General features: G+C 29.5%; 21 protein-coding genes and 1 riboswitch. Of the genes, 18 read left to right on the forward strand and 3 right to left on the reverse strand.

Annotated elements, in window-relative coordinates; all coding sequences use genetic code 11:
- Positions 1–3: 3 nt before the first annotated feature.
- From F3K33_RS03035 to F3K33_RS03070, 8 genes are all read left to right on the forward strand, one after another.
- The gene (locus tag F3K33_RS03035) at positions 4–390 is read left to right on the forward strand and encodes a ribosomal-processing cysteine protease Prp (RefSeq protein WP_011967858.1); all 387 of its coding nucleotides are present in this window, start codon (positions 4–6) and stop codon (positions 388–390) included.
- A gap of 4 nt (positions 391–394) precedes the next feature.
- The gene (rpmA, locus tag F3K33_RS03040; RefSeq protein ID WP_011967859.1) at positions 395–694 is read left to right on the forward strand and encodes a 50S ribosomal protein L27; all 300 of its coding nucleotides are present in this window, start codon (positions 395–397) and stop codon (positions 692–694) included.
- A 301-nt stretch (positions 695–995) separates the two neighbouring features.
- Positions 996–2,288: a GTPase ObgE gene (gene obgE, locus F3K33_RS03045; RefSeq protein WP_023973713.1), complete on the forward strand. Its 1,293-nt coding sequence runs from the start codon at positions 996–998 to the stop codon at positions 2,286–2,288.
- Between the two features lie 147 nt (positions 2,289–2,435).
- Entirely contained in the window at positions 2,436–2,738 is a 303-nt protein-coding gene (yhbY, locus tag F3K33_RS03050) for a ribosome assembly RNA-binding protein YhbY (protein ID WP_023973712.1), read from the forward strand.
- A 162-nt stretch (positions 2,739–2,900) separates the two neighbouring features.
- Positions 2,901–3,515 (forward strand): nicotinate-nucleotide adenylyltransferase, encoded by a 615-nt coding sequence (gene nadD / locus F3K33_RS03055; protein WP_011967862.1) that lies wholly within the window; start codon positions 2,901–2,903, stop codon positions 3,513–3,515.
- Between the two features lie 86 nt (positions 3,516–3,601).
- Positions 3,602–4,180: a bis(5'-nucleosyl)-tetraphosphatase (symmetrical) YqeK gene (yqeK, locus tag F3K33_RS03060; protein ID WP_011967863.1), complete on the forward strand. Its 579-nt coding sequence runs from the start codon at positions 3,602–3,604 to the stop codon at positions 4,178–4,180.
- 99 nt (positions 4,181–4,279) lie between these two features.
- Positions 4,280–5,572, forward strand: coding sequence for an LCP family protein (locus F3K33_RS03065; protein WP_039770315.1), 1,293 nt, complete (start codon positions 4,280–4,282; stop codon positions 5,570–5,572).
- A 201-nt stretch (positions 5,573–5,773) separates the two neighbouring features.
- The gene (locus tag F3K33_RS03070) at positions 5,774–6,673 is read left to right on the forward strand and encodes an RluA family pseudouridine synthase (protein WP_039770313.1); all 900 of its coding nucleotides are present in this window, start codon (positions 5,774–5,776) and stop codon (positions 6,671–6,673) included.
- A 74-nt stretch (positions 6,674–6,747) separates the two neighbouring features.
- Here the strand turns inward: F3K33_RS03070 and F3K33_RS03075 are convergent, their stop codons facing one another.
- A complete protein-coding gene (locus F3K33_RS03075; protein WP_023973709.1) occupies positions 6,748–7,644 on the reverse strand; it encodes a LysR family transcriptional regulator in 897 nt (298 codons plus the stop codon).
- A gap of 121 nt (positions 7,645–7,765) precedes the next feature.
- Between F3K33_RS03075 and asd the strand changes: the two genes are divergently transcribed.
- The gene (gene asd / locus F3K33_RS03080) at positions 7,766–8,851 is read left to right on the forward strand and encodes an aspartate-semialdehyde dehydrogenase (RefSeq protein WP_023973708.1); all 1,086 of its coding nucleotides are present in this window, start codon (positions 7,766–7,768) and stop codon (positions 8,849–8,851) included.
- Positions 8,852–8,914: 63 nt separating this feature from the next.
- Here asd and F3K33_RS03085 read toward each other — a convergent pair whose 3' ends face one another.
- Positions 8,915–10,150 (reverse strand): D-alanyl-D-alanine carboxypeptidase family protein, encoded by a 1,236-nt coding sequence (locus F3K33_RS03085; RefSeq protein ID WP_039770311.1) that lies wholly within the window; start codon positions 10,148–10,150, stop codon positions 8,915–8,917.
- A 165-nt stretch (positions 10,151–10,315) separates the two neighbouring features.
- On the opposite strand from F3K33_RS03085, the gene F3K33_RS03090 reads away from it, so the two are divergent.
- The 9 genes from F3K33_RS03090 to F3K33_RS03130 all read left to right on the forward strand — a co-directional run bounded on the left by F3K33_RS03090 (position 10,316) and on the right by F3K33_RS03130 (position 19,058).
- Positions 10,316–11,002, forward strand: a complete 687-nt coding sequence (locus F3K33_RS03090; protein WP_039770309.1) for a helix-hairpin-helix domain-containing protein — start codon at positions 10,316–10,318, stop codon at positions 11,000–11,002.
- Positions 11,003–11,279: 277 nt separating this feature from the next.
- Positions 11,280–11,972 (forward strand): hypothetical protein, encoded by a 693-nt coding sequence (locus F3K33_RS03095; protein WP_023973705.1) that lies wholly within the window; start codon positions 11,280–11,282, stop codon positions 11,970–11,972.
- Between the two features lie 20 nt (positions 11,973–11,992).
- Positions 11,993–12,391 carry an RDD family protein gene (locus F3K33_RS03100; RefSeq protein WP_023973704.1) on the forward strand — a complete coding sequence of 133 codons (399 nt, stop codon included), beginning with the start codon at positions 11,993–11,995 and terminating at the stop codon, positions 12,389–12,391.
- Positions 12,392–12,501: 110 nt separating this feature from the next.
- Positions 12,502–13,857 carry a 23S rRNA (uracil(1939)-C(5))-methyltransferase RlmD gene (rlmD, locus tag F3K33_RS03105; RefSeq protein ID WP_023973703.1) on the forward strand — a complete coding sequence of 452 codons (1,356 nt, stop codon included), beginning with the start codon at positions 12,502–12,504 and terminating at the stop codon, positions 13,855–13,857.
- Between the two features lie 157 nt (positions 13,858–14,014).
- Entirely contained in the window at positions 14,015–14,692 is a 678-nt protein-coding gene (locus F3K33_RS03110; protein ID WP_023973702.1) for a response regulator transcription factor, read from the forward strand.
- A complete protein-coding gene (locus tag F3K33_RS03115; RefSeq protein ID WP_023973701.1) occupies positions 14,689–15,762 on the forward strand; it encodes a sensor histidine kinase in 1,074 nt (357 codons plus the stop codon). Before F3K33_RS03110 ends, F3K33_RS03115 begins: the two co-directional genes overlap by 4 nt.
- Positions 15,763–16,015: 253 nt before the next feature.
- Entirely contained in the window at positions 16,016–17,395 is a 1,380-nt protein-coding gene (locus tag F3K33_RS03120) for an MATE family efflux transporter (RefSeq protein ID WP_039770307.1), read from the forward strand.
- A gap of 605 nt (positions 17,396–18,000) precedes the next feature.
- Positions 18,001–18,086, forward strand: a riboswitch (cyclic di-GMP riboswitch).
- Positions 18,087–18,121: 35 nt separating this feature from the next.
- Positions 18,122–18,487, forward strand: a complete 366-nt coding sequence (locus tag F3K33_RS03125; protein ID WP_011967886.1) for a response regulator — start codon at positions 18,122–18,124, stop codon at positions 18,485–18,487.
- Positions 18,488–18,800: 313 nt separating this feature from the next.
- Positions 18,801–19,058, forward strand: coding sequence for a hypothetical protein (locus F3K33_RS03130; protein WP_011967887.1), 258 nt, complete (start codon positions 18,801–18,803; stop codon positions 19,056–19,058).
- Between the two features lie 377 nt (positions 19,059–19,435).
- On the opposite strand, the gene F3K33_RS03135 is transcribed toward F3K33_RS03130, so the two are convergent.
- Complete coding sequence (locus F3K33_RS03135; protein WP_011967888.1) at positions 19,436–19,843, reverse strand: DUF3284 domain-containing protein; 408 nt, start codon at positions 19,841–19,843, stop codon at positions 19,436–19,438.
- Positions 19,844–20,120: the final 277 nt, after the last annotated feature.

Here is a 20,120-nt window from a genome sequence, read left to right on the forward strand (position 1 = left end):
ATTATGGTTAAAGTAAAAATCAAACAACATAATAATGATATTGTTGGATTCGTAATAAATGGTCACGCTATAGGTAATGACAGAGATTTTTCAAATGAGCCTGCTTTAGTAGGTGAAGCATTTGATATGATATGTAATTCAGTTTCAGTTTTATCTCAAAGTGTAATTATTGGTTTGGATGAAGTTTTAGAACTTAATTCAACATACGAAATACAAGATGGATACTTGAAATTAGACCTTCAAGATTTTAATCTAGAAGAACTAAATCAAGCTCAAGTTTTATTAAAAACTTTTGAAAAAAGCTTGGAAAGTGTAATTTTAGGATTTGATCAATTAGTAGGGAAAAAGAAACGTAGAGAATATATAACTTTAATAAAAGAGGAGGTGTAGTCACATGCTAATTATGAACCTTCAATTATTCGCTCATAAAAAAGGGGTTGGTAGTTCTAAGAATGGTAGAGACTCTGAATCAAAAAGATTAGGAGTTAAATCTGCTGACGGACAATTTGTTCTTGCTGGAAACATTCTTGTAAGACAAAGAGGAACTAAAATTCACCCAGGTGAAAATGTTGGAAAAGGTAAGGACGATACTTTATTTGCTAAAGTTGATGGAGTTGTTAAATTCGAAAGACTTGGTAGAGATAAGAAAAGAGCAAGTGTTTACCCAGTAGACGTTGAAGCAATAGCTGAATAATTATTTTAGAAATAAAGCACTCTTAGTTTAAGAGTGCTTTTTTAAGGCATATGAAAGAAAATAATGAGTTAAGAAGGTGCCGATGTCTAGAGTGACAGATATCAGAGAAATAGACTAGCATTTTAGATGTTATTTTCTTTGATATGCCTTAATATTTTTATGATAATATATATTGAGATTAGACATTAAATCCAATATTATATAATAAAGCAATATTTTTTAGGAAAGAATAAGTAATAATAGAACTAAAAAATTTTATATTAAGATGATAAAGTAAAACAAACAAGGAAAGGTGATTTTTATGTTTATAGATACGGCGAAGGTTTTCGTTAAATCTGGTAACGGTGGTAATGGTGCTATTTCATTTAGAAGAGAAAAGTATGTACCTCTAGGCGGACCAGATGGTGGAGATGGAGGAAAGGGTGGTAGCATCATTTTTCAAGTTGAAACTGGAATAACAACGTTATTAGACTTTAAATACAAGAAAAAGTTTATTGCAGAATCTGGTGAAAATGGCGGCGGTTCAAAATGCTACGGTAAAGATGGTGAAAGTTTATATATAAAGGTACCTATGGGAACCATTATAAGAGAAGCAGAAACTAATAAGATAATTGCAGATCTTTCTCATAAGGGGCAAGAATTAGTATTATTAAGAGGTGGAAAAGGTGGAAAGGGAAATGTTAAATTTGCTACTGCTACTAAGCAAGCACCTCATTATGCAGAACCAGGGATGCCAGGAGACGAGTTAAATATAGTTTTAGAATTAAAGTTACTCGCTGATGTTGGATTATTAGGATTCCCTAATGTAGGTAAATCAACATTGTTATCAATGACAACAAAAGCAAAACCGAAGATTGCAAATTATCATTTTACTACATTAAAACCTAATCTAGGTGTTGTTGCTGTTGATGGAATTGATCCTTTTGTAATGGCTGATATTCCAGGAATAATTGAAGGAGCAGCAGAAGGTGTTGGACTTGGAATACAATTTTTAAGACATATCGAGAGAACTAGACTTTTAATTCATATAGTCGATATATCTGGTGTTGAAGGAAGAGATCCTTTTGAAGATTTCATTAAAATCAATGAGGAATTAAAGAAGTATTCTGTAAAGCTTTGGGATAGACCTCAAATTGTTGTGGCTAATAAATCTGATATGCTTTATGATGAAAGCATATTTGAAGATTTTAAAAAGAAAGTTCAAGAAATGGGATTTGATAAAGTATTTAAGATGTCAGCAGCTACTAATGAAGGTGTTGATGCTGTTATGAAAGAAGCGGCAAGAATACTTAAGGATATTCCAGTTAAAGAATTAGAAATCTCAGAAGATGAAATGTATATACCAGAAGAAAAGAGATTTACTTATGATATTACTGTTGAACATAATAAAGAAGAGGGATATGATGTTTATATAGTTGAAGGTACATTTGTAGATAGATTACTAAGTGCAGTAAATGTAAATGATGCAGATTCTTTAAGATACTTCCATAAGGTTCTTAGAAATAAAGGTATTTTTGATGAACTTAGAGAAATGGGAGTAAAAGACGGTGATATGGTTAGATTAAATGATTTTGAATTTGAATATATACTTTAATTAATTCAAATTTAATATTATATTGATATATAAAAATGTTCTGCTTATAATTGAGTGCAGTGAAATTTAAGTTATAAGTTGAAAAATAACCCCCAGGGATAATTAATACAACAAATATGTTGAAAAATTTTAGGAGGAATAAATAATATGTTAACAGGAAAACAAAGAGCTTATTTAAGAGGATTAGCTAATGATATTTCACCAATATTTCAAATAGGTAAAAATGGTGTTGAGGAAAACTTTTTAATACAAGTTTCACAAGCATTAGAAGCTCGAGAATTAATTAAAATAAAAGTTTTAGAGAACAGTGGTTTAGAAACAAGAGAAACTTCTGATACGATATGTAAAGCTGTAAAATGTGAAGGAATTCAAGCGATAGGTAATAAGATAGTTTTATATAAACAATCTAGCAATTTGAAAAAGAGAAAAATTGAATTACCTAATAAATAATTATATATAGGAAATAATTAATAGAGAAGCTGCTTTTATAGAAGCTTCTTTTTTTATAAAAATTAAGATATTAAAAATAATATTTAAGTTTACTTCATGATATAATAAAAAAGGAATTTTTAATATGATTATAATAAGTATAATACTTTTGGAGGAAATCTTATGAAACGCTTTGGTATAATAGGTGGTACTTTTGACCCTATTCATAATGCGCATTTATATATAGCCTATGAAGCTAAAGAAAAATTAAGCTTAGATGAAGTGATCTTTATGCCGGCAGGAATACAGCCGCTTAAGGCCAATAACATAATTACAGATCCTGGATTAAGGTATAGTATGGTTAAAGCAGCGATAGAGCACTTTAGCGAGTTTTCTGTATCGGATTATGAAATAGAGAAGGGCGGACTTAGTTTTACTCATGAAACATTAGAGTATTTCAAAAATAAGATTAGTGATAGAGATAAAGATAATGAATTGTTTTTTATAACTGGAGCAGATTGTTTGTTTAGCATGGAAAAGTGGAAAGAAGTAAAAAAAATCTTTTCACTAGCAACTCTTGTGGTGTTCTCAAGAGGAGGAATAAACAAAAGTGATATGATAAATAGGAAACATATGATAGAAGAAAAGTATAATGGAAAAATAATTGTTTTAGATTTGAAAGAACTTGAAATATCATCAACTGATATAAGAAATAGAGTACATGAAAATAAGAGAATAGATTTTTTTGTGCCAGAGAGAGTTTCGGATATTATCTATAAAAATAGGCTATATAGATAGAATTTCATAAAGCTAATGGTCTGGTGATTTATAGAAATATAAGTTGATTCATTTAGAAATATATTTAATTTTAGGAGGAAGTTATCTTGTTATCCATAGAAGAAATGAATTTGTATCTTAAATCTAATTTATTAGAAAAGCGTTATATGCATACTTTGGGAGTTGCAGACACAGCAAAGAGGTTAGCAAAGCTAAATGGAGTTTCAGAAAAGAAGGCTGAAATTGCAGGTCTTGCTCATGATGTTGCTAAAAATTTATCTATAGATAAAATGAGAGAAATGATGAAAGAAAATAATGTTATTATCTCTGAGATAGAAGAAAAGAATATGAATTTATGGCACAGTATTGTTGCACCAATAGAGGCAAAAGATAAACTTGGAATTGATGACGATGAAATACTGGATGCCATAAGATGGCATACTACAGGTAAAGAGGATATGTCCACTTTAACAAAGATTATTTATATAGCAGATATGATAGAACCTGGAAGAAATTTTGATGGGGTTGATGAGATAAGAAGAACTACATTTAATAACTTGGATAAAGGAGTCTATTTTGGTTTGACTAGTAGCATAAAAATATTATTGGCTAGGAACTTATTAATTGATGAAAATACTATAAAGGCACGAAATTATTTTCTATTTAATCCTGAATTTAAATTATAAGTATTTATATAAATAGAAATTTCGACTTATTTAATGAGATTAGAGAGGTTACTTAACGTATATTATATTAAGTAAAGAAAATTTATAAGAGGTGGGTGCATGAGAAGGAAAACTAATAAAAAGAGAGATACAGCATTCTCAAAAATTTTTAAAAAGGATAATGATTCTACAACAGTATTTGAAAAGTTAGTTTTAGGTATTATATCTCTTATAATAACTTTTGTTATAGTATCAATGGTATCTGGGGTTTATGCTTTAATGAAGGTTGAGAGCAAGTCAATGCCAAGTGGTGCAAGTGTATCATTTAATCAGCCAGTAAATATCTTGTTACTTGGTATGGATATAGGAGATCCGAAGCAGGTAAATAATCAATCAATAAAGAGAACGGATACAATAATTGTAGCTAATTATAATCCTCAAACAAAAAGTATTCGTATTGTGTCTGTTCCAAGAGATACGTTAATAAGTATAAATGATAGAAATGTTAAAATAAATTCAGCTTATGCAATTGGTGGATATCCGAAGATAAAATCAGAAGTTGAAAATCTACTGAATATAAATATAAATTATATAGTTAAAGTTGATTACAATGCTTTTCGTGAAATCATTGATGCTATCGGAGGAATTGAAATGAAAATCGATAGAAATATGATTTATGATGATGAAGGTCAGAATCTTCATATAAATTTTAAAGCCGGTGAAACTGTAACTCTAGATGGTAAGAAAGCAGAGGAATTTTTTAGGTGGAGAAAAAATAATGATGGAAGTGGACTTGCTAATGGAGATTTAGATAGAATAGAAAATCAACAAAAATTTATTTCTAAGGTTATTGAAAAGTGTACAAGTCCTTTTGTAATATTTAGAGCACCTAAAATAATGACAGCATTAGGAGATAATGTAGAAACTAATCTGTCACCAACTGATATTTTAGTATATGGGTTTAAATTTATTGGTATAAAAAAGGAAAATGTAACAATGGCAACTGTAAGTGGAACACCAAAAACCATAAATGGAGAGTCATTTTTAATAGTTGATAAAAATGAAAATAAAGATATATTATCATCACTTACTTCATCTTCTGCATCTAATAAATCAGCAGAAGGAGCAGCAAAAGATGATATAAGGATTAAGGTTTTAAATGCCACAAAGATTAATGGATTGGCGGCAAAAGTAGCAAAGGAATTAAATGATGCTGGGTATACAAAAGTTGATACTGGCAATACTGAACTTAGTGATAAAAGTGAGATACTTAGTAATGATGCTGATAAATTAAAGACTATTAAACAGGATTTAAATATAAAAGAAAATGATGAAAAAGATAACAAGAAAGAATATAAAGATTATGATGTGATTATAATCTTAGGTAAGGATTTTGAAACCTTTGGTAAGTAAAGTTAATTTAGAGTTTTGTGGTGGCTCAATGAAACACTCCACATAATATGTTGCTTATTTCTAGTAGAGTAATGCACATAAACTTAATGGATATGTATGGTTAGTAAAAATACAAAGATATTAGAAGGAGTATTATCGTTATTGTGCATTATCAATTTGACATATTCCTAAATTATACTATATGAGGAGAAGATAAATTATATGAGTATTTTAGAAAAACAGGTTGTTAACATAGAGAAGGGCACTAAAATAAGAGAATATTTAAAAGTGGAACTTGGCTTATCAACAAGATTAATTAGAAGTGCATCTCTTGGTAAAAGAATATTTGTTAATGATGAAGTTGTAAAAATGAATAGAGTTCTAAATGAGGGAGAAATTATTAAAATTGATCTGGCAAAAGATGAAAGTCAGGATATAGCTCCAGAAAAAATGGATATAGATATAGTTTATGAAGATGAAGATATTTTAGTAGTCAACAAGAAACCTTTTATGGTGGTGCATCCAACTAAAAGTTATCAAAGTGGGACTCTTGCAAATGGAGTAATAAATTATTTTATGGAGAGCGGTCAAAATTGTATAGTTAGATTAGTTTCTAGATTAGATATGAATACATCAGGTCTTATTATAATTGCTAAAAATCAGTTTTCTCATGGAATGCTATCTAAAGAAATGAGTGAAAATAAGGTAGAAAAAAAATATTTGGCATTAGTTCATGGAATTATGAAAGAAAAACAAGGGACAATTGATCTACCAATATATAAACCTGAAGGAATTGAAAATGGCATTAGGAGAGTTATTGATGAGAGAGGCCAAAGGAGCATAACCCACTATAAAGTTGTTGAAGAATACAATGAATCAAGTTTAGTAGAATGCAAACTTGAGACTGGAAGAACCCATCAAATTAGAGTGCATTTGAGTCACTTGGGTCATCCTATTTACGGTGATACATTATATGGAGATGGGGATGAAGAAGATTTAATAAAAAGGCAGGCTCTTCATGCATTTGGATTAGATTTTAAATCTCCAAGGAGTGGTGAAATACTTTCATTAAGAGCAGAACTTCCAGATGATATGAAAGAATTAATTAGTAAATTGAAATAAATTTAATATGATAAGTAACAATGTAAAAAGCTCAAGCATCTAATTTAATAAGTTGCTTGAGCTTTTGAATTATTCTATTGTAAGTATGATTCCATAAAACTTCTTGATAAATTTAAGAATTCTTTTAGAGCAGGAGAGATCCATTTGTTCTTGTGATAAAGTACTTGAGATATTATTCCAAAGTCAGGGCCTTCCCAATTTAGAGGAACAAGTTTACCACTATTTATTTCATCATCAACAGCAACCTTTGGAAGTAAGGTTATTCCAAGGCCACTCATTGTAAATTGTTTAATAGCTTGAACACTTCCTGTTTCTATAGCTACATTTGGCTTTATATTGCAACTGTTTAATATATTTTCTAATGTAGCTCTGTAGCTACATCCCATTTCTGTTAATATAAGTGGTTCTGACTCTATATCTTTTGGAAATACTTCTTTTTTATTTATAAGGGGATGGCCAGGATATGCTAAAAGCAACATTGGCTCTGGAATTTCGATTTCTGATATAAATTCTGCTGAATTAATTTTTACACCTAATGAAAATGCTACATCAATAATATTATCATTTAAGAAATATTTAAATTCAGCACAATTTCCAAATTTTAAAGAGATATCCACTTCAGGATATAGCTTTTTGTATTCTTTAAGGATTTCAGGAAGTCTTAATACACATAAAGATTCAGCAGCACCAATTGTTAATGTACCACTTGGAACGTCAGTATTAAGTACAGCATTTTTTACATCACTTGATAGTTTTAATATTTGTTTTGCATATGGCAGAAGTTTCTTTCCTTCATGTGTTAAAGTTATGTTTTTACCTATTCTTTCAAAAAGTTTTACACCAAGCTCACTTTCCAAAAGCTTAATTTGTGTCGTTATACTAGATTGAGCATAGCCCAGGTTATCGGCTGCTTTAGTAAAACTTTGAAGTTTGCTTATCGTTAAGAAAGCATTAAGTTGTTTAAAGTCCATATAATCATCTCCATCAAAATAATTGATTATGTTAATAGAAATTATCAATTTTACTAATATATGCATAAATGATATCATACTTATAATAGATAAGCAAAATTAATTTTAAGAGGTGGTTTTAATGGGAGATAAGTTGAAGGTTGGTATAATAGGTGCCACAGGAATGGTTGGACAAAGGTTTTTATGCTTATTAGAAAATCATCCTTGGTTTGAAGTTACAGTGCTAGCGGCAAGTAAAAATTCAGCAGGAGTAACTTATAAAGAGGCAATAGCTAATAGATGGAAGATGACAACACCATTACCTGAAAAATATAAGGATATGGTAGTTAAGGATGCATTTAAAGTTGAAGAAATCTCTGGTATGGTGGATTTTGTATTTTGTGCAATTTCTCTAAATAAGGAACAAACTAAGTTACTTGAAGAAGATTATGCGAAACATGAAACACCAGTTATTTCAAATAATTCAGCTAATAGAAATGTGGATGATGTACCGATGTTAATTCCAGAGATAAATGGAGTACATGCACAGATTATTGAAAGCCAAAAGAAACGTTTAGGAACTAAAAGAGGATTTATAGCAGTAAAGCCCAATTGCTCAATTCAAAGTTATGTTCCCCCAATAAGTGCCCTTATGGAATACAAGCCTAAAAATATTCTAGCATGCACCTATCAAGCCATTTCCGGAGCAGGTAAAACTTTTAATGAGTGTCCTGAAATTATTGATAACGTGATACCATTTATTGATGGTGAAGAAGAGAAGAGTGAGAAGGAACCACTAAAAATATGGGGACAAATAGAATCGGGTAAAATTATAAATGCTAATAGTCCGATTATTACAACTCAATGTATAAGAGTACCTGTAGCAAATGGACATTTGGCAGCAGTTTATGTTAGTTTTAAGAACAAACCTTCGAAGGAAGAGATAATTAGTAGATGGGAAAACTTCAAAGTTCCAGAAATAGTTCTAGGGCTTCCAAGTGCTCCAAAGAAATTTTTGAAATACTTCACGGAGAATAATAGACCTCAAACTAATTTAGATAGAGATTATGAAAATGGAATGGGAATATCCATGGGAAGATTACGAGAAGATAAGATATTCGATTACAAATTTGTGTGTCTTTCTCATAATACATTAAGAGGTGCAGCAGGTGGCGGAGTTCTTTCAGCTGAATATTTGAAAGCTTGTGGATATTTAAATGCAAAGTAAATTTTTATAATTAATATATATTTAAATAAAAATAAAGGAAGTCATCTGTTGCTTCCTTTATTTTTATTTCTTTAATTTTATATTTATAAGCTTCCTTAATCCAAATACTCCTGCTAAAACAATAGCGACAGATCCTATATAGAGTTCTGAATTTGCATTGTTTGACAATGAATTAATAGAAAGGGGAAATTCATACTTTCTAGATGTTCCAGCAGCTAAATCCATAGTTGTATATTCTTTGTCATTGACATAAACAGTACCTTTTAGTATATTATCACCTTCATTAAATGATTGTTTGCTTAAATCCTGATCCTGTATTTTTATTTCAGAAGATACTGAATCTTCTTGACCCTTAGGAACATCATAATCAATATCTTTTGAGGCCATAACAGGTATTGTAAGATTGTTAGTTATTTTGTACTGTGAAACTTCATCGCCTTTTTTGTAAAGGTGAACTAAAGAATAATTATCAAAGCCATAATTTAAGACTGCTTGCATATCATGGAAGTTTTGATCTTTGTCAAGCGCATTTAAAAATGAAGCTACAAGAACATGTCCGTTCTTTTCTGCAGCAGCTACGTAAGTATGATTTGATTTTGTTGTATAACCATTTTTACCGCAAAGAGCAAAAGGGTAATAATATCTAGAATTCTTATTTATCATATAATTTTTATTGTTAAGTACAATAGTTTTTGAAGGGTTATTCTTAAGCGTTATTGTGTAATTTGGTGTAGTAGATAGTTGAACGTAATCTTTATTATTTATAGCTTCTCTTAAAAATAACGCTAAATCGTGTGCAGTAGTTGTATGTTCTGGATCTGGTAATCCACTTGGATTTTTAAAGTTTGTGTGTAAAGCTCCCAGTTCTTTTGCTTTTTCATTCATAAGTTTAGAAAATGTTTCTGTGCTTCCTGATATGTGATCAGCTAAAGCATTTGCACAATCGTTTCCTGATTCCAAAAGAAGCCCTAAAAGCAAATCGCGAACAGTTACTACATCACCTTTTAATAAACCAACAGCAGTTCCATCTATTTTGGTGAAATCTTCTTGAACTGTCACTTCATCATCTAGTTTACACTTTTCTAAAGTTATAATTGCAGTCATAACCTTAGTAGTTGAAGCAGGCTCTAAAACTTTTTCTTCATTTTTCCCATATAACACTTGTCCAGTAGATGCATCAATTAAAGCGCAACCCTCAGCGTTAATCTGTGGAGGCTGTGTTTCTGCTTGCACACTACTATAGGTAAAGCAAAATAGAAACAAGAATAATATATTAAATGTTTTAAAAATTCTTTTCATAAAATTCTCCATACTTATATTAAATATTTTTAATAGTACTCAAAATACATTTTATCAAAAAAAAAGAATTTACGCTATACAAAGTTCAAATAGATTCCAATAAGAGTCTAAATAATAAAAAAGTGGAAATAATAATTAAGGAGAAATTATAAAGGAGAAAAAGAAGTGGTACAAGAGTTCTTAAAAGATAAGAAAAAAATCGGCATATTAAGTATGCTATTTATTGTGGTAATTGTACTTATAGGATTATATGTGAAATCTGGGTTTAAAGAGCTGAAGAAAAATGATACTGAAAGTATCTTTGTAGATGATAGTATTGAGGCTGATACATCAAATGATGAATCAGTTAATGTTAAAAATAATAATAAATCAAATAATAAGGATAGCAAGAAACAAATAGTTGTAGCTAAAAATAAGAACATAGTTGTAGAAATAAAAGGAGAAGTAAAAAAGCCAGATGTTTATACAATGAGTGAAGACTCAATAGTAAAGGATCTCATAGACATATCAGGTGGGCTTACTGAAAATGCAGATTTAAGTAATATAAATAGAGCAAAAAAGTTGCAAGATCATGAATTGATTTATATTTCAAATAAAAATGATGAAAACAAGGAAATCCAAACTGTAAATTCAAATTCTAGTAATAAAGATATTTCAAATAAAAAAATTAATTTAAATAGTGCAACATTAGACCAATTAAAGACATTAAATGGCATAGGTGATTCAAAAGCAAAAGGCATAATTGAATATAGAGAAAAAAGCGGTGGATTTAAATCAATTGAGGAAATAAAAAATGTATCTGGAATAGGAGATAACATGTTTGAGCGAATAAAGGAACAAATTGAAATTTGAACAACTTACAAATATATTACATTAATGCTTGTTAACGTTATAATAATTGCATGAAGAAGTAAAAAAATATATAATAAACAGTGGTATATCAAAACTAATTATATTAAATGAATGTAAAAGCAGTCTACAAAAGAGAACATAATATCATTTAGATAAGAAAAAAGGTATAATATTGACACATAGTTGTAATACACTGATGGTAAAATTGTATTATTCATTTGCCGTATATTAGTTAGACATAAAAATAACATCTAATTTAAATAAGGGGGAAAATTTAGTGTCTAAAAAGGTTATAAGTATACTTATGAGCATAATAGTTGCAGCATCATTAGCTGGGTGTAAAAATGCTACAGATAGTTCAACAAAGAAAACGGACACAACAACGGAAAGTAGTACAAACTCTAATGATGACAGTTTAGAGGGAAAATGGGCAAAAAATTATACATTAGATCAAACACAAAAGCTATTTAAAGATAAATTATCAAAGATGGAGAATATAACCAAGGATTTAGGGGTAAAATATACAAAAGATGAGAAAACAAGAAAAGAAAAAGATGAATCTGTAAATGATAATTCTATATATTTTGACAATCAAAAGCCAGAAGTAAATAAAATTGAAAGTATGTATTTTGGAATGAAGACATATGGTGATAACTTAGAGACTGGTGATATAAGTCTAAAGTTGAGCTTAAATTTTGATGGTGAGAGTGCAATAAAGAATAATAATTTTGACTTAGGAAAGACATCTTTTAAAAAGTACATAGAAGCATTTACAGACCAAGAAGGTAGAGATTATTCAGACATAAATAAACAAATAATTGATAGACTAAAAAGTGGTGAAAACCAAGTTCAGATTAATAACACAATTGATGGCTTAAAGGAAGAGATCTTAGCTACCAAAACGTGTATAATATATAAATTATCTACAAAGAAATACAAATTTGCTGATGGTGAAATGAGTATGAAGTAGATTACAAGGGGGAAAATTTTTTGGAAAAAGATAACTTGAATGAAAATGAAATAAACGATGAAGTGGAAGAAAACGAAATTAAAAAGATTTCGAATACTGAAGAAGAAACAGATAACAATGTTAATAAAGAGGTTGAAAGTTTAATAACCAGTGATGAAGAATCAGATAAACAATCTTCTTCTAAAATTATATTAGCTAACGTACTTGATCAGTTATTAATGATTGCTGGTTCAGCTTTATTAGTACTATTGTGTGATATAATCTTAAAATTATGTGGATACATGTTCGTAAGGGATAATGGATCTATAATTTTAGCAGGAGGAATAATATATTTTATTATAAATTGTATTTATGGCCCAATAATGGAAAAGAGTAAACTAGAAAATACTTTTGGGAAAAAAATATTAAATATGAATTAATTTATAAACTGAATTTACTATCATAATTTAAAGAATATAAAAATCACTTTTTATATTCTTAATTTTTATTAGAGATAAAATTTTAAAATATAAGTACTTAGGAGTAGATGATGAAAAAAGGAAGCGATTTAAGCGTTAAAATAGAAAAGTTACAATTTCCATCGACAGGAATAGGTTATGCAGAAGATAAGACTATATATGTTAAGAATGCTTTTCCAGGTCAAACAGTTACAGGTAGGGTAAAAAGGAAGAAAGAAGATTATGCGGAGTTAAAATTAATAAGTGTAGATGAACGAGCTGATTATGAGATCGAAACTCCATGTTCTCATTTTGGAGTTTGTGGAGGCTGTTCATCACAAAGTATACCATATGAAAAACAATTAGAATTTTTAAGTGAAGAAGTTAAAGAATTATTTAGAGAAGCAAATGTTGACACAGGAGAGTATCTAGGCATTCAAGGAAGCCCTAACCAATGGGAATATAGAAATAAGATGGAATTTACATTTGGTGATGAAGCCAAGGGAGAGCCACTTTCATTAGGTATGCATATGAGAGGAAAATCCTTTGGAATATTAACTGTAGATGAATGTAAACTTGTTGATGAGGATTATAGAAAAATTATTAGATTGACTGCTGATTACTTTAGAGAGAAAGATTTGCCTTATTATAGAATAATGAAAGCTGAAGGCTATTTAAGACACTTAGTGATAAGAAAAGCTCAAAATACTGGCGAGATATTAGTTAATTTAGTTACTACTACTCAGATAGACTTTGATTTAAGTGAATATGTTAAATTGCTAAGAAATCAAAGTTATAAAGGAAATTTAGTATCTATAATTCATACTGAAAATAATTCGAAATCAGATGCAGTAATACCAGAAAAGGTAAATGTGTTATTTGGAAAAGATTATATTAGAGAAACATTACTAGGATTACAATTTAATATTTCTCCATTTTCATTCTTTCAAACCAATACAAAAGGCGCAGAAAGCCTATATTCTATTGTTAAAGAGTTTATGGGAGATAGTGAAGAAAAAATTGTATTTGATCTCTATTGTGGTACAGGAACAATAGGGCAAATAGTAGCTCCAAATGCAAAGAAAGTAATAGGAATAGAACTTATTGAAGAAGCAGTTGAAGCTGCAAGAGAAAATGCTAAATTAAATGGATTAAATAATTGTGAATTTATAGCTGGTGATGTAGCAGAAATAATAAAAACAGTAAAAGTTAAACCGGATATAATAATATTAGATCCACCAAGAACTGGAGTACATCCTAAGGCGTTAGATTATGTAATTAAATTTAATGCACCAGAGATAATATACGTTTCCTGCAATCCAAAGACATTAGTTAATGACCTTGGAGTGCTTACGGAAAAGGGATATAAAGTTATTAAAACTAAAGTTAAGGATATGTTTCCAAATACACCTCACGTTGAAACTGTAGTGAAGCTAATTAAGCAATAAAGTAATTTTAATGTTTTAAAATCTTATATAAAAGCTATTTGCCACCCATTGTTTTAGATGGGTGGTAATTTAATATAAAAATAATAAACTAAAATACAGATCAATTTATATTGTATTTACATTGATATTCTACACTCAAAAGAGGAAGGTGATAGATTTGAATAAGATTTTAGTTATAGATGACGATGATTATATCAGAGAGCTTATTTGTACAGTATTAAAAGATGAAGGATTTTCTGTAGCTGAGGCTGTAAATGGAAGGGATGCATTAGAAAAACTTGGAGAGGCAAAAATTGATTTTTGTGTACTTGATATTATGATGCCTCAAATGGATGGCTATGAATTTTGTAAGCAAGCACGCAGATATTATGAGGATATGCCAATTTTAATGTTGACCGCCAAAAGCGAGCTTTCCCAAAAAGTAAAGGGCTTTGAAATTGGTGCAGATGATTATTTAACAAAACCATTCGAGATTGATGAGTTACTTGTTAGAATAAAAGCCCTTTTGAGACGCTATAAAGTAGCTGCTTCACGGATTATTAATATTGGTAATTTAGTGATGGATAAAAGTAGTTATACAGTCATTAGTAATAATGAACAATTCGATATACCTATGAAGGAATTTGAACTCTTATTCATGCTTGGAAGTTATCCGGGTAAAACCCTTTCTCGTGACAGGCTCATAGAAGAGGTTTGGGGTCTTGATTTTGAAGGAAACGAACGAACACTTGACGTTCATATAAATCGTCTTAGAGAGAGGTTTCAGTCTGATATTTACAAGTTCAAAATTACTACTATTAGGGGTCTTGGTTACAGAGTGGAGGAAGTGAAGTGAGGGAAGGGAACAGGTATTTTTTTTCGCTAATACTAATTTTTATTATAACATTACTTGGTCTTACTAGTGGATATTACATTTGTATATTTATTTTCGGTAAGTCAGAAAGCATTCCTCTACATATAATATTTATTGTTCAAAGCTTAACTTCTGCTGTGATATATTTTCTAGGTTGGAAAGCATTTATATATATGCACTGGCGCTTCGCTAATAAACATAAAAAATTTGATCTTTCACATTTTCCAATATTAAGCGGAGCTGTTGAAGCCATGAACAAGATAGCTTCTGGTGATTTCAATGTACTTGTTAAAACAAATGAACTCGATCCTTTTAATGAGGTAGCAGACAATGTCAACAGAATGGCAAAGGAGCTAGGGTCTTTGGAGAAACTACGCCAAGATTTTATATCAGATGTGTCACATGAAATACAGTCACCATTAACTTCTATATCAGGGTTTGCTACTCTGTTAAAAAAAGGAAGTTTAGATAAGGATCAGATATCACATTATGCCAGCATAATAGAAACTGAAAGTAAACGATTATCTAAATTAAGCGAAAATCTATTAAGATTATCTAATTTGGAATCAGAAGACAATAATTTAAACTTAAAGAAATATGAAATAAACAAGCAAATTGAAAGTGTTTTACTTATGTTAGAGCCACAGTGGTCGGCAAAAAATATAACACTCGATATTTCTCTTGAAGAAACTATGATATGCGGAGATGAAGATTTATTAAGTCAGGTATTTATAAATTTGCTTAATAATGCTATTAAATTTACGCCAGAAAACGGAAATATAGGTGTTAACTTATATAACAATGAAGACGGGGTCGAATGTAAAGTCTCCGATACAGGTATAGGTATTTCATCGGAAGATCAACCGCGGATTTTCGAGAGGTTTTATAAAGCAGATAAAGCTCGTAATCGTTCTTTGGGTGGAAACGGACTTGGACTTTCAATAGTAAAAAAGATTATTGACTTACATGGAGGGAAAATATCTCTTACAAGTGAAATTGGAAAAGGTACAGAATTTATTATTTGGCTGCCTAAGGTATATGAAAGAAAATAACAAGTCCTAATATTCAGGCAGATTGACTTGTTATTTTTTTGATAATGTGCAAATAGAAGCTAAATATGTTCATTATTACAGTCTGAATTAACAGACTGTAATTTTTTGTTTACATTGAGTTTAAGTTCCATTTAAGTTTAGTTTAAATTGCAGACATATACTATGTTTTGTAGAAGCCAAACGGGCTTTAGAAATAATATTATTGTTAAGGCAAATTTTATTACTTAAATACAATGCGAAAGGAGTTTTTTATATGGAAAACACAGAAAATATAGATGAAAAATCACTCTACTATCTTGAAAAGGCACCTGTTACAAAAGCAATAATACACATGGCTACTCCTATGATACTAAGTAGTATCGCATCAGTTGTATATAATATCATCGATGCTTTTTTTGTTGGTAAACTTAATAATACTGCAATGATGGCGGCAGTGATACTGGCATTACCATTTTCATTAGTATTAATGGCAATTGGACAAATGTTTGGAGTAGGTTCTGGAACATATATATCAAGACTTTTAGGTGAAGGCAATACAGACAATACCCGAAAAGTTAGTTCTATTAACTTTTGGTCATCAATGCTTATGGGTATTATTCTTATGATGATATGTCTGCCTTTTTTATCCTCTATTTTGCCGCTTTTAGGAGCAAGTGGCGAAACGTTACAATATACAAGAAATTTTGTTATGGTACTTGTTATTGGAGCTCCAATTATCATTGTTAATATGGCGCTTGACGCAGCTGTACGTGCAGAGGGTGCATCCACTATTTCTATGACTGGTACCATAGCAGGTATTATTATTAATATAATACTTAATCCCTTTTTCATTTTCGTTCTAAATATGAATGTTATGGGATCAGCACTAGCCTCTGTTTGTGGTAATATAGTTTCCGTTTTGTATTTTATATATTATTTGCAAAAGAAGAGTACTGTTCAGAGCTTGTCAATTAAGGACTTTAAACCAAGTAAAGAAATTTATGGTGAGATTTTTAAGGTTGGAGTTTCAGCTTTATTAATGAGTGGATTTTTTGTTATCATAAGCCTGCTATTCAATAATTATTCTATGATTTATGGAGATAGTGTTGTGGCGGGATTTGGAATCGCACAAAGAGTTGTCCAAATTGTAGATTGTATTGGTATGGGCTTTGCAATGGGAGTTGTACCACTAATTGCATTTGCTTACTCTGCAAATAACCAAAAGCGTCTCATGGAAATTGTTAAGAAAACTATATTGTATATGCTTGGTTTAACATTAACTTTAGGAGCAGTTCTATTTGCACTCAGGTTACAGATTATTGGCATCTTCAGTATTGATCCTAATGTTATTGCCATTGGTCAAATAACCCTTATAGCTCAACTTTCCTCAACTGTTTTTGCTGCCCTATGTGAATTTTTTACTGGAATTTTTCAAGCTCAAGGTGATGGTGTGAAATCAAATATTATGGCCGCTGTGAGGGGTGTTTTATTTGTACCTATTCTGATTGTAGGAAACTTGCTATTTGCTGTTAATGGTGTTATTTGGGCTATGACAGCTACAGAAGGACTCTCATGTCTCATAGGAATTGCCTTATGGCTTGGAATTAGACGAAAAAGTTTACTAGAAATCTCTATGAATAAACAGATAAGTTAAATTAAACATAACTTTTTAGCCTAAGCGAAGATGAGCGGAATGGTGGATTTAGAATTCAGATAGTGGTTATGAAAGTATGCTTTATTAAGTACTAAAGGGACTTTTCTGAATATAATTAATTAAAAATCCTCTGACTGTAGATTCATATAGTTAGAGGATTTAGTTTTTTACATATTTTGATATAGATAAGTATTACTTTATCTTAAAACAAAATAGCCCCTAAAGTGAAGGGGCTAGTGAATAGGTTAAAATAAAAAAAGATTATGAATGGAGAGTAACTAAATGAGAAACAAATAACATTCAAGAGGTTTCTTTTAATTATATGAAGGCTAACATCAAATAATTCTAAATAGTAATAGATAATTCTTCGCACTTCAATTAAGGAGTAAAAAATATAGCTTATTGCTGAGTATATTAAGAAAAAGAATTATTATGAAAAGTTTAAAACTTAGTGAAATGTAACGATAATAATTGTATAAAAAGTAGATAAATGCTAATTAGGATAATAATCTATGGAAGTTTAACAATACTACATTAACAATAAACGTTAGATAAGCAAAATAAAGTTTTTATTTAAAAGTACGATATATTTAATGTTAAATTTAATATTAAATTGGCAAAGCAGTTGAAAAACTGTGACGCAAAGCTAGAGGGCCTTTTCCTTTTGAAAGGATGGCAGCCAGTTGCAAGTCTTTGCCTATTTGAAATGAATAGGAGGAAAATGAAATGAATGACAAAATTTTAATTTGTGATGATGCTAGATTTATGAGAGTTACCTTAAAGAATTCCTTAGAAAAAGAAGGATATCAAGTAGTTGATGAGGCAGAAAATGGAGAAGTGTTGATTGAAAAATATAAGCAATTAAATCCTGATTTAATACTAATGGATATTACAATGCCTGTAATGGATGGAATTAGTGCACTATCATCAATTATGGAGATTAATCCTAATGCGAAGGTGATTATATGTTCTGCAATGGGACAAGGCGATATTGTTATTAAAGCCATAAAAACTGGAGCCAAAGATTTCATTGTTAAACCATTTAGAAATGAAAGATTAATACAATCAGTCAGAAGAGTTTTGGAAAACTGATTTCCCAATGTGCATATTTAAGGTAAATATCACGCTAACGTATCACATTGTTTATAAATAAGAGTGTGATTTTTTATTATGTAATGCAAAAGATTTGAAAAAACTAGTATAGAGCATACTAGTTTTTTTCGGTTAAATTAGCTCACATGCTGCCTAATATTTTGAGTTTATTGGGACAGATTTATATCATTTAATACTATTAATTTATTAGTTATTTTTTTTTAACAATATATTAAGAAATGATTAAGATGTTTGACAAAGAACTGACAAGAAAAAATAATAGTATATTCATAAGGAAGGGAGTTTGATATTTATGTTAAGAGAAATTGAAGAATTAAAAATTAAAGATAAAATTACAATAGAAGACAAACAAATGCTTAGAAAAGCACTAGATGGCATAAAGGGATGGAAGTTCAATCCGGTTGCAGTAATTACAAATGGAATTGAAGATTATTATTTTATATGTAGAGTAAAAACAGTAATAAAAGATTTACAAATGAAGATGGCAAAAGTATATATTAAAATACAAGAGGGGAGTAACCCTAGACTGTTGGCAATAGAAGAAATATAATAATTCAAATACATGAATAAATAAAAGCGGAAATAAATTTATATCTATAATGTATAGAAAAGCAATTTCTAAGTAAAAACTGGAGATTAGATTAGTAAATAAATATATAAAATAGATATTACAATATCAACAAGTTTTCGAGATAGGCTATGTGATAAAACTAGTCCTATCTTATTTTTATGTGTATTTTAGGCAGACTGATAATTTGTAAATAGATACTGCAGCTTAATAAAGTTTTTTTATTCCTAATTCACTTAGTATAAAAGTGGAGAATATATGAATTATAAAAAGCATTGTCATTAAAAGTTAAAGTAGTTTTTATTAGAAACAATTTATTAATGACAATGCTTTCTATATGAAAGATTAAAATATGTTGATTAGGAAGCTAATGATTTTTCTAAGTTCTTTATAAAAGTATTAAATTCATCAGGTTGACGTTTACCTAAAAGTAAAGAAGTTAATGCAGAATTTATTTTTCCAAATATGTTTCTATCACTTTCTATCTCAGTAAAAATGAGTTTAGTCTCATTTTCAGAAATAGGAATAAGTTGATATCTAGTTATAAAGGATTCTCTTCTATTTCTAGCAGTTATTTCGTAGATTTTATCTCTTTCAAATGCAGTTATTTCAACCCTAAATCTTTTATTCTTCTTTTGCTTAGAATAGGTTCCAACAGCTCTTTTTTCTTTAAAGTCAGGAAAGTTTGCCTTTGCAGATTTTACAAAAGTATTAAATATTTTCTTACAAGAGTGATTAATTATAGATTCGGTAGTAAATGTTTTCAAATTGAATACCCCCTATGCAACTAAATTATAATACCAATTATATACTATAAAATTCAATTTTCAAGTTAACATTAGATCAAAATTATATAGTTAAGTGATATTATAGTAAAATTATAATAACTTCTATATCATTAATTCTAAATATACATTTTGTTAATTACTTACTATACAAAATGTATATTTGATTAAAATGTAAAGGGTTTAATAAATGCTAGTAAATACAATGCTTAGGATAAAATTACAAAAAAGAATTAAGTATGGCATGGAAGTTGCTATA

Origin of the sequence: Clostridium beijerinckii (assembly GCF_008705175.1) — a bacterium.
Lineage (GTDB): Bacteria > Bacillota > Clostridia > Clostridiales > Clostridiaceae > Clostridium > Clostridium beijerinckii.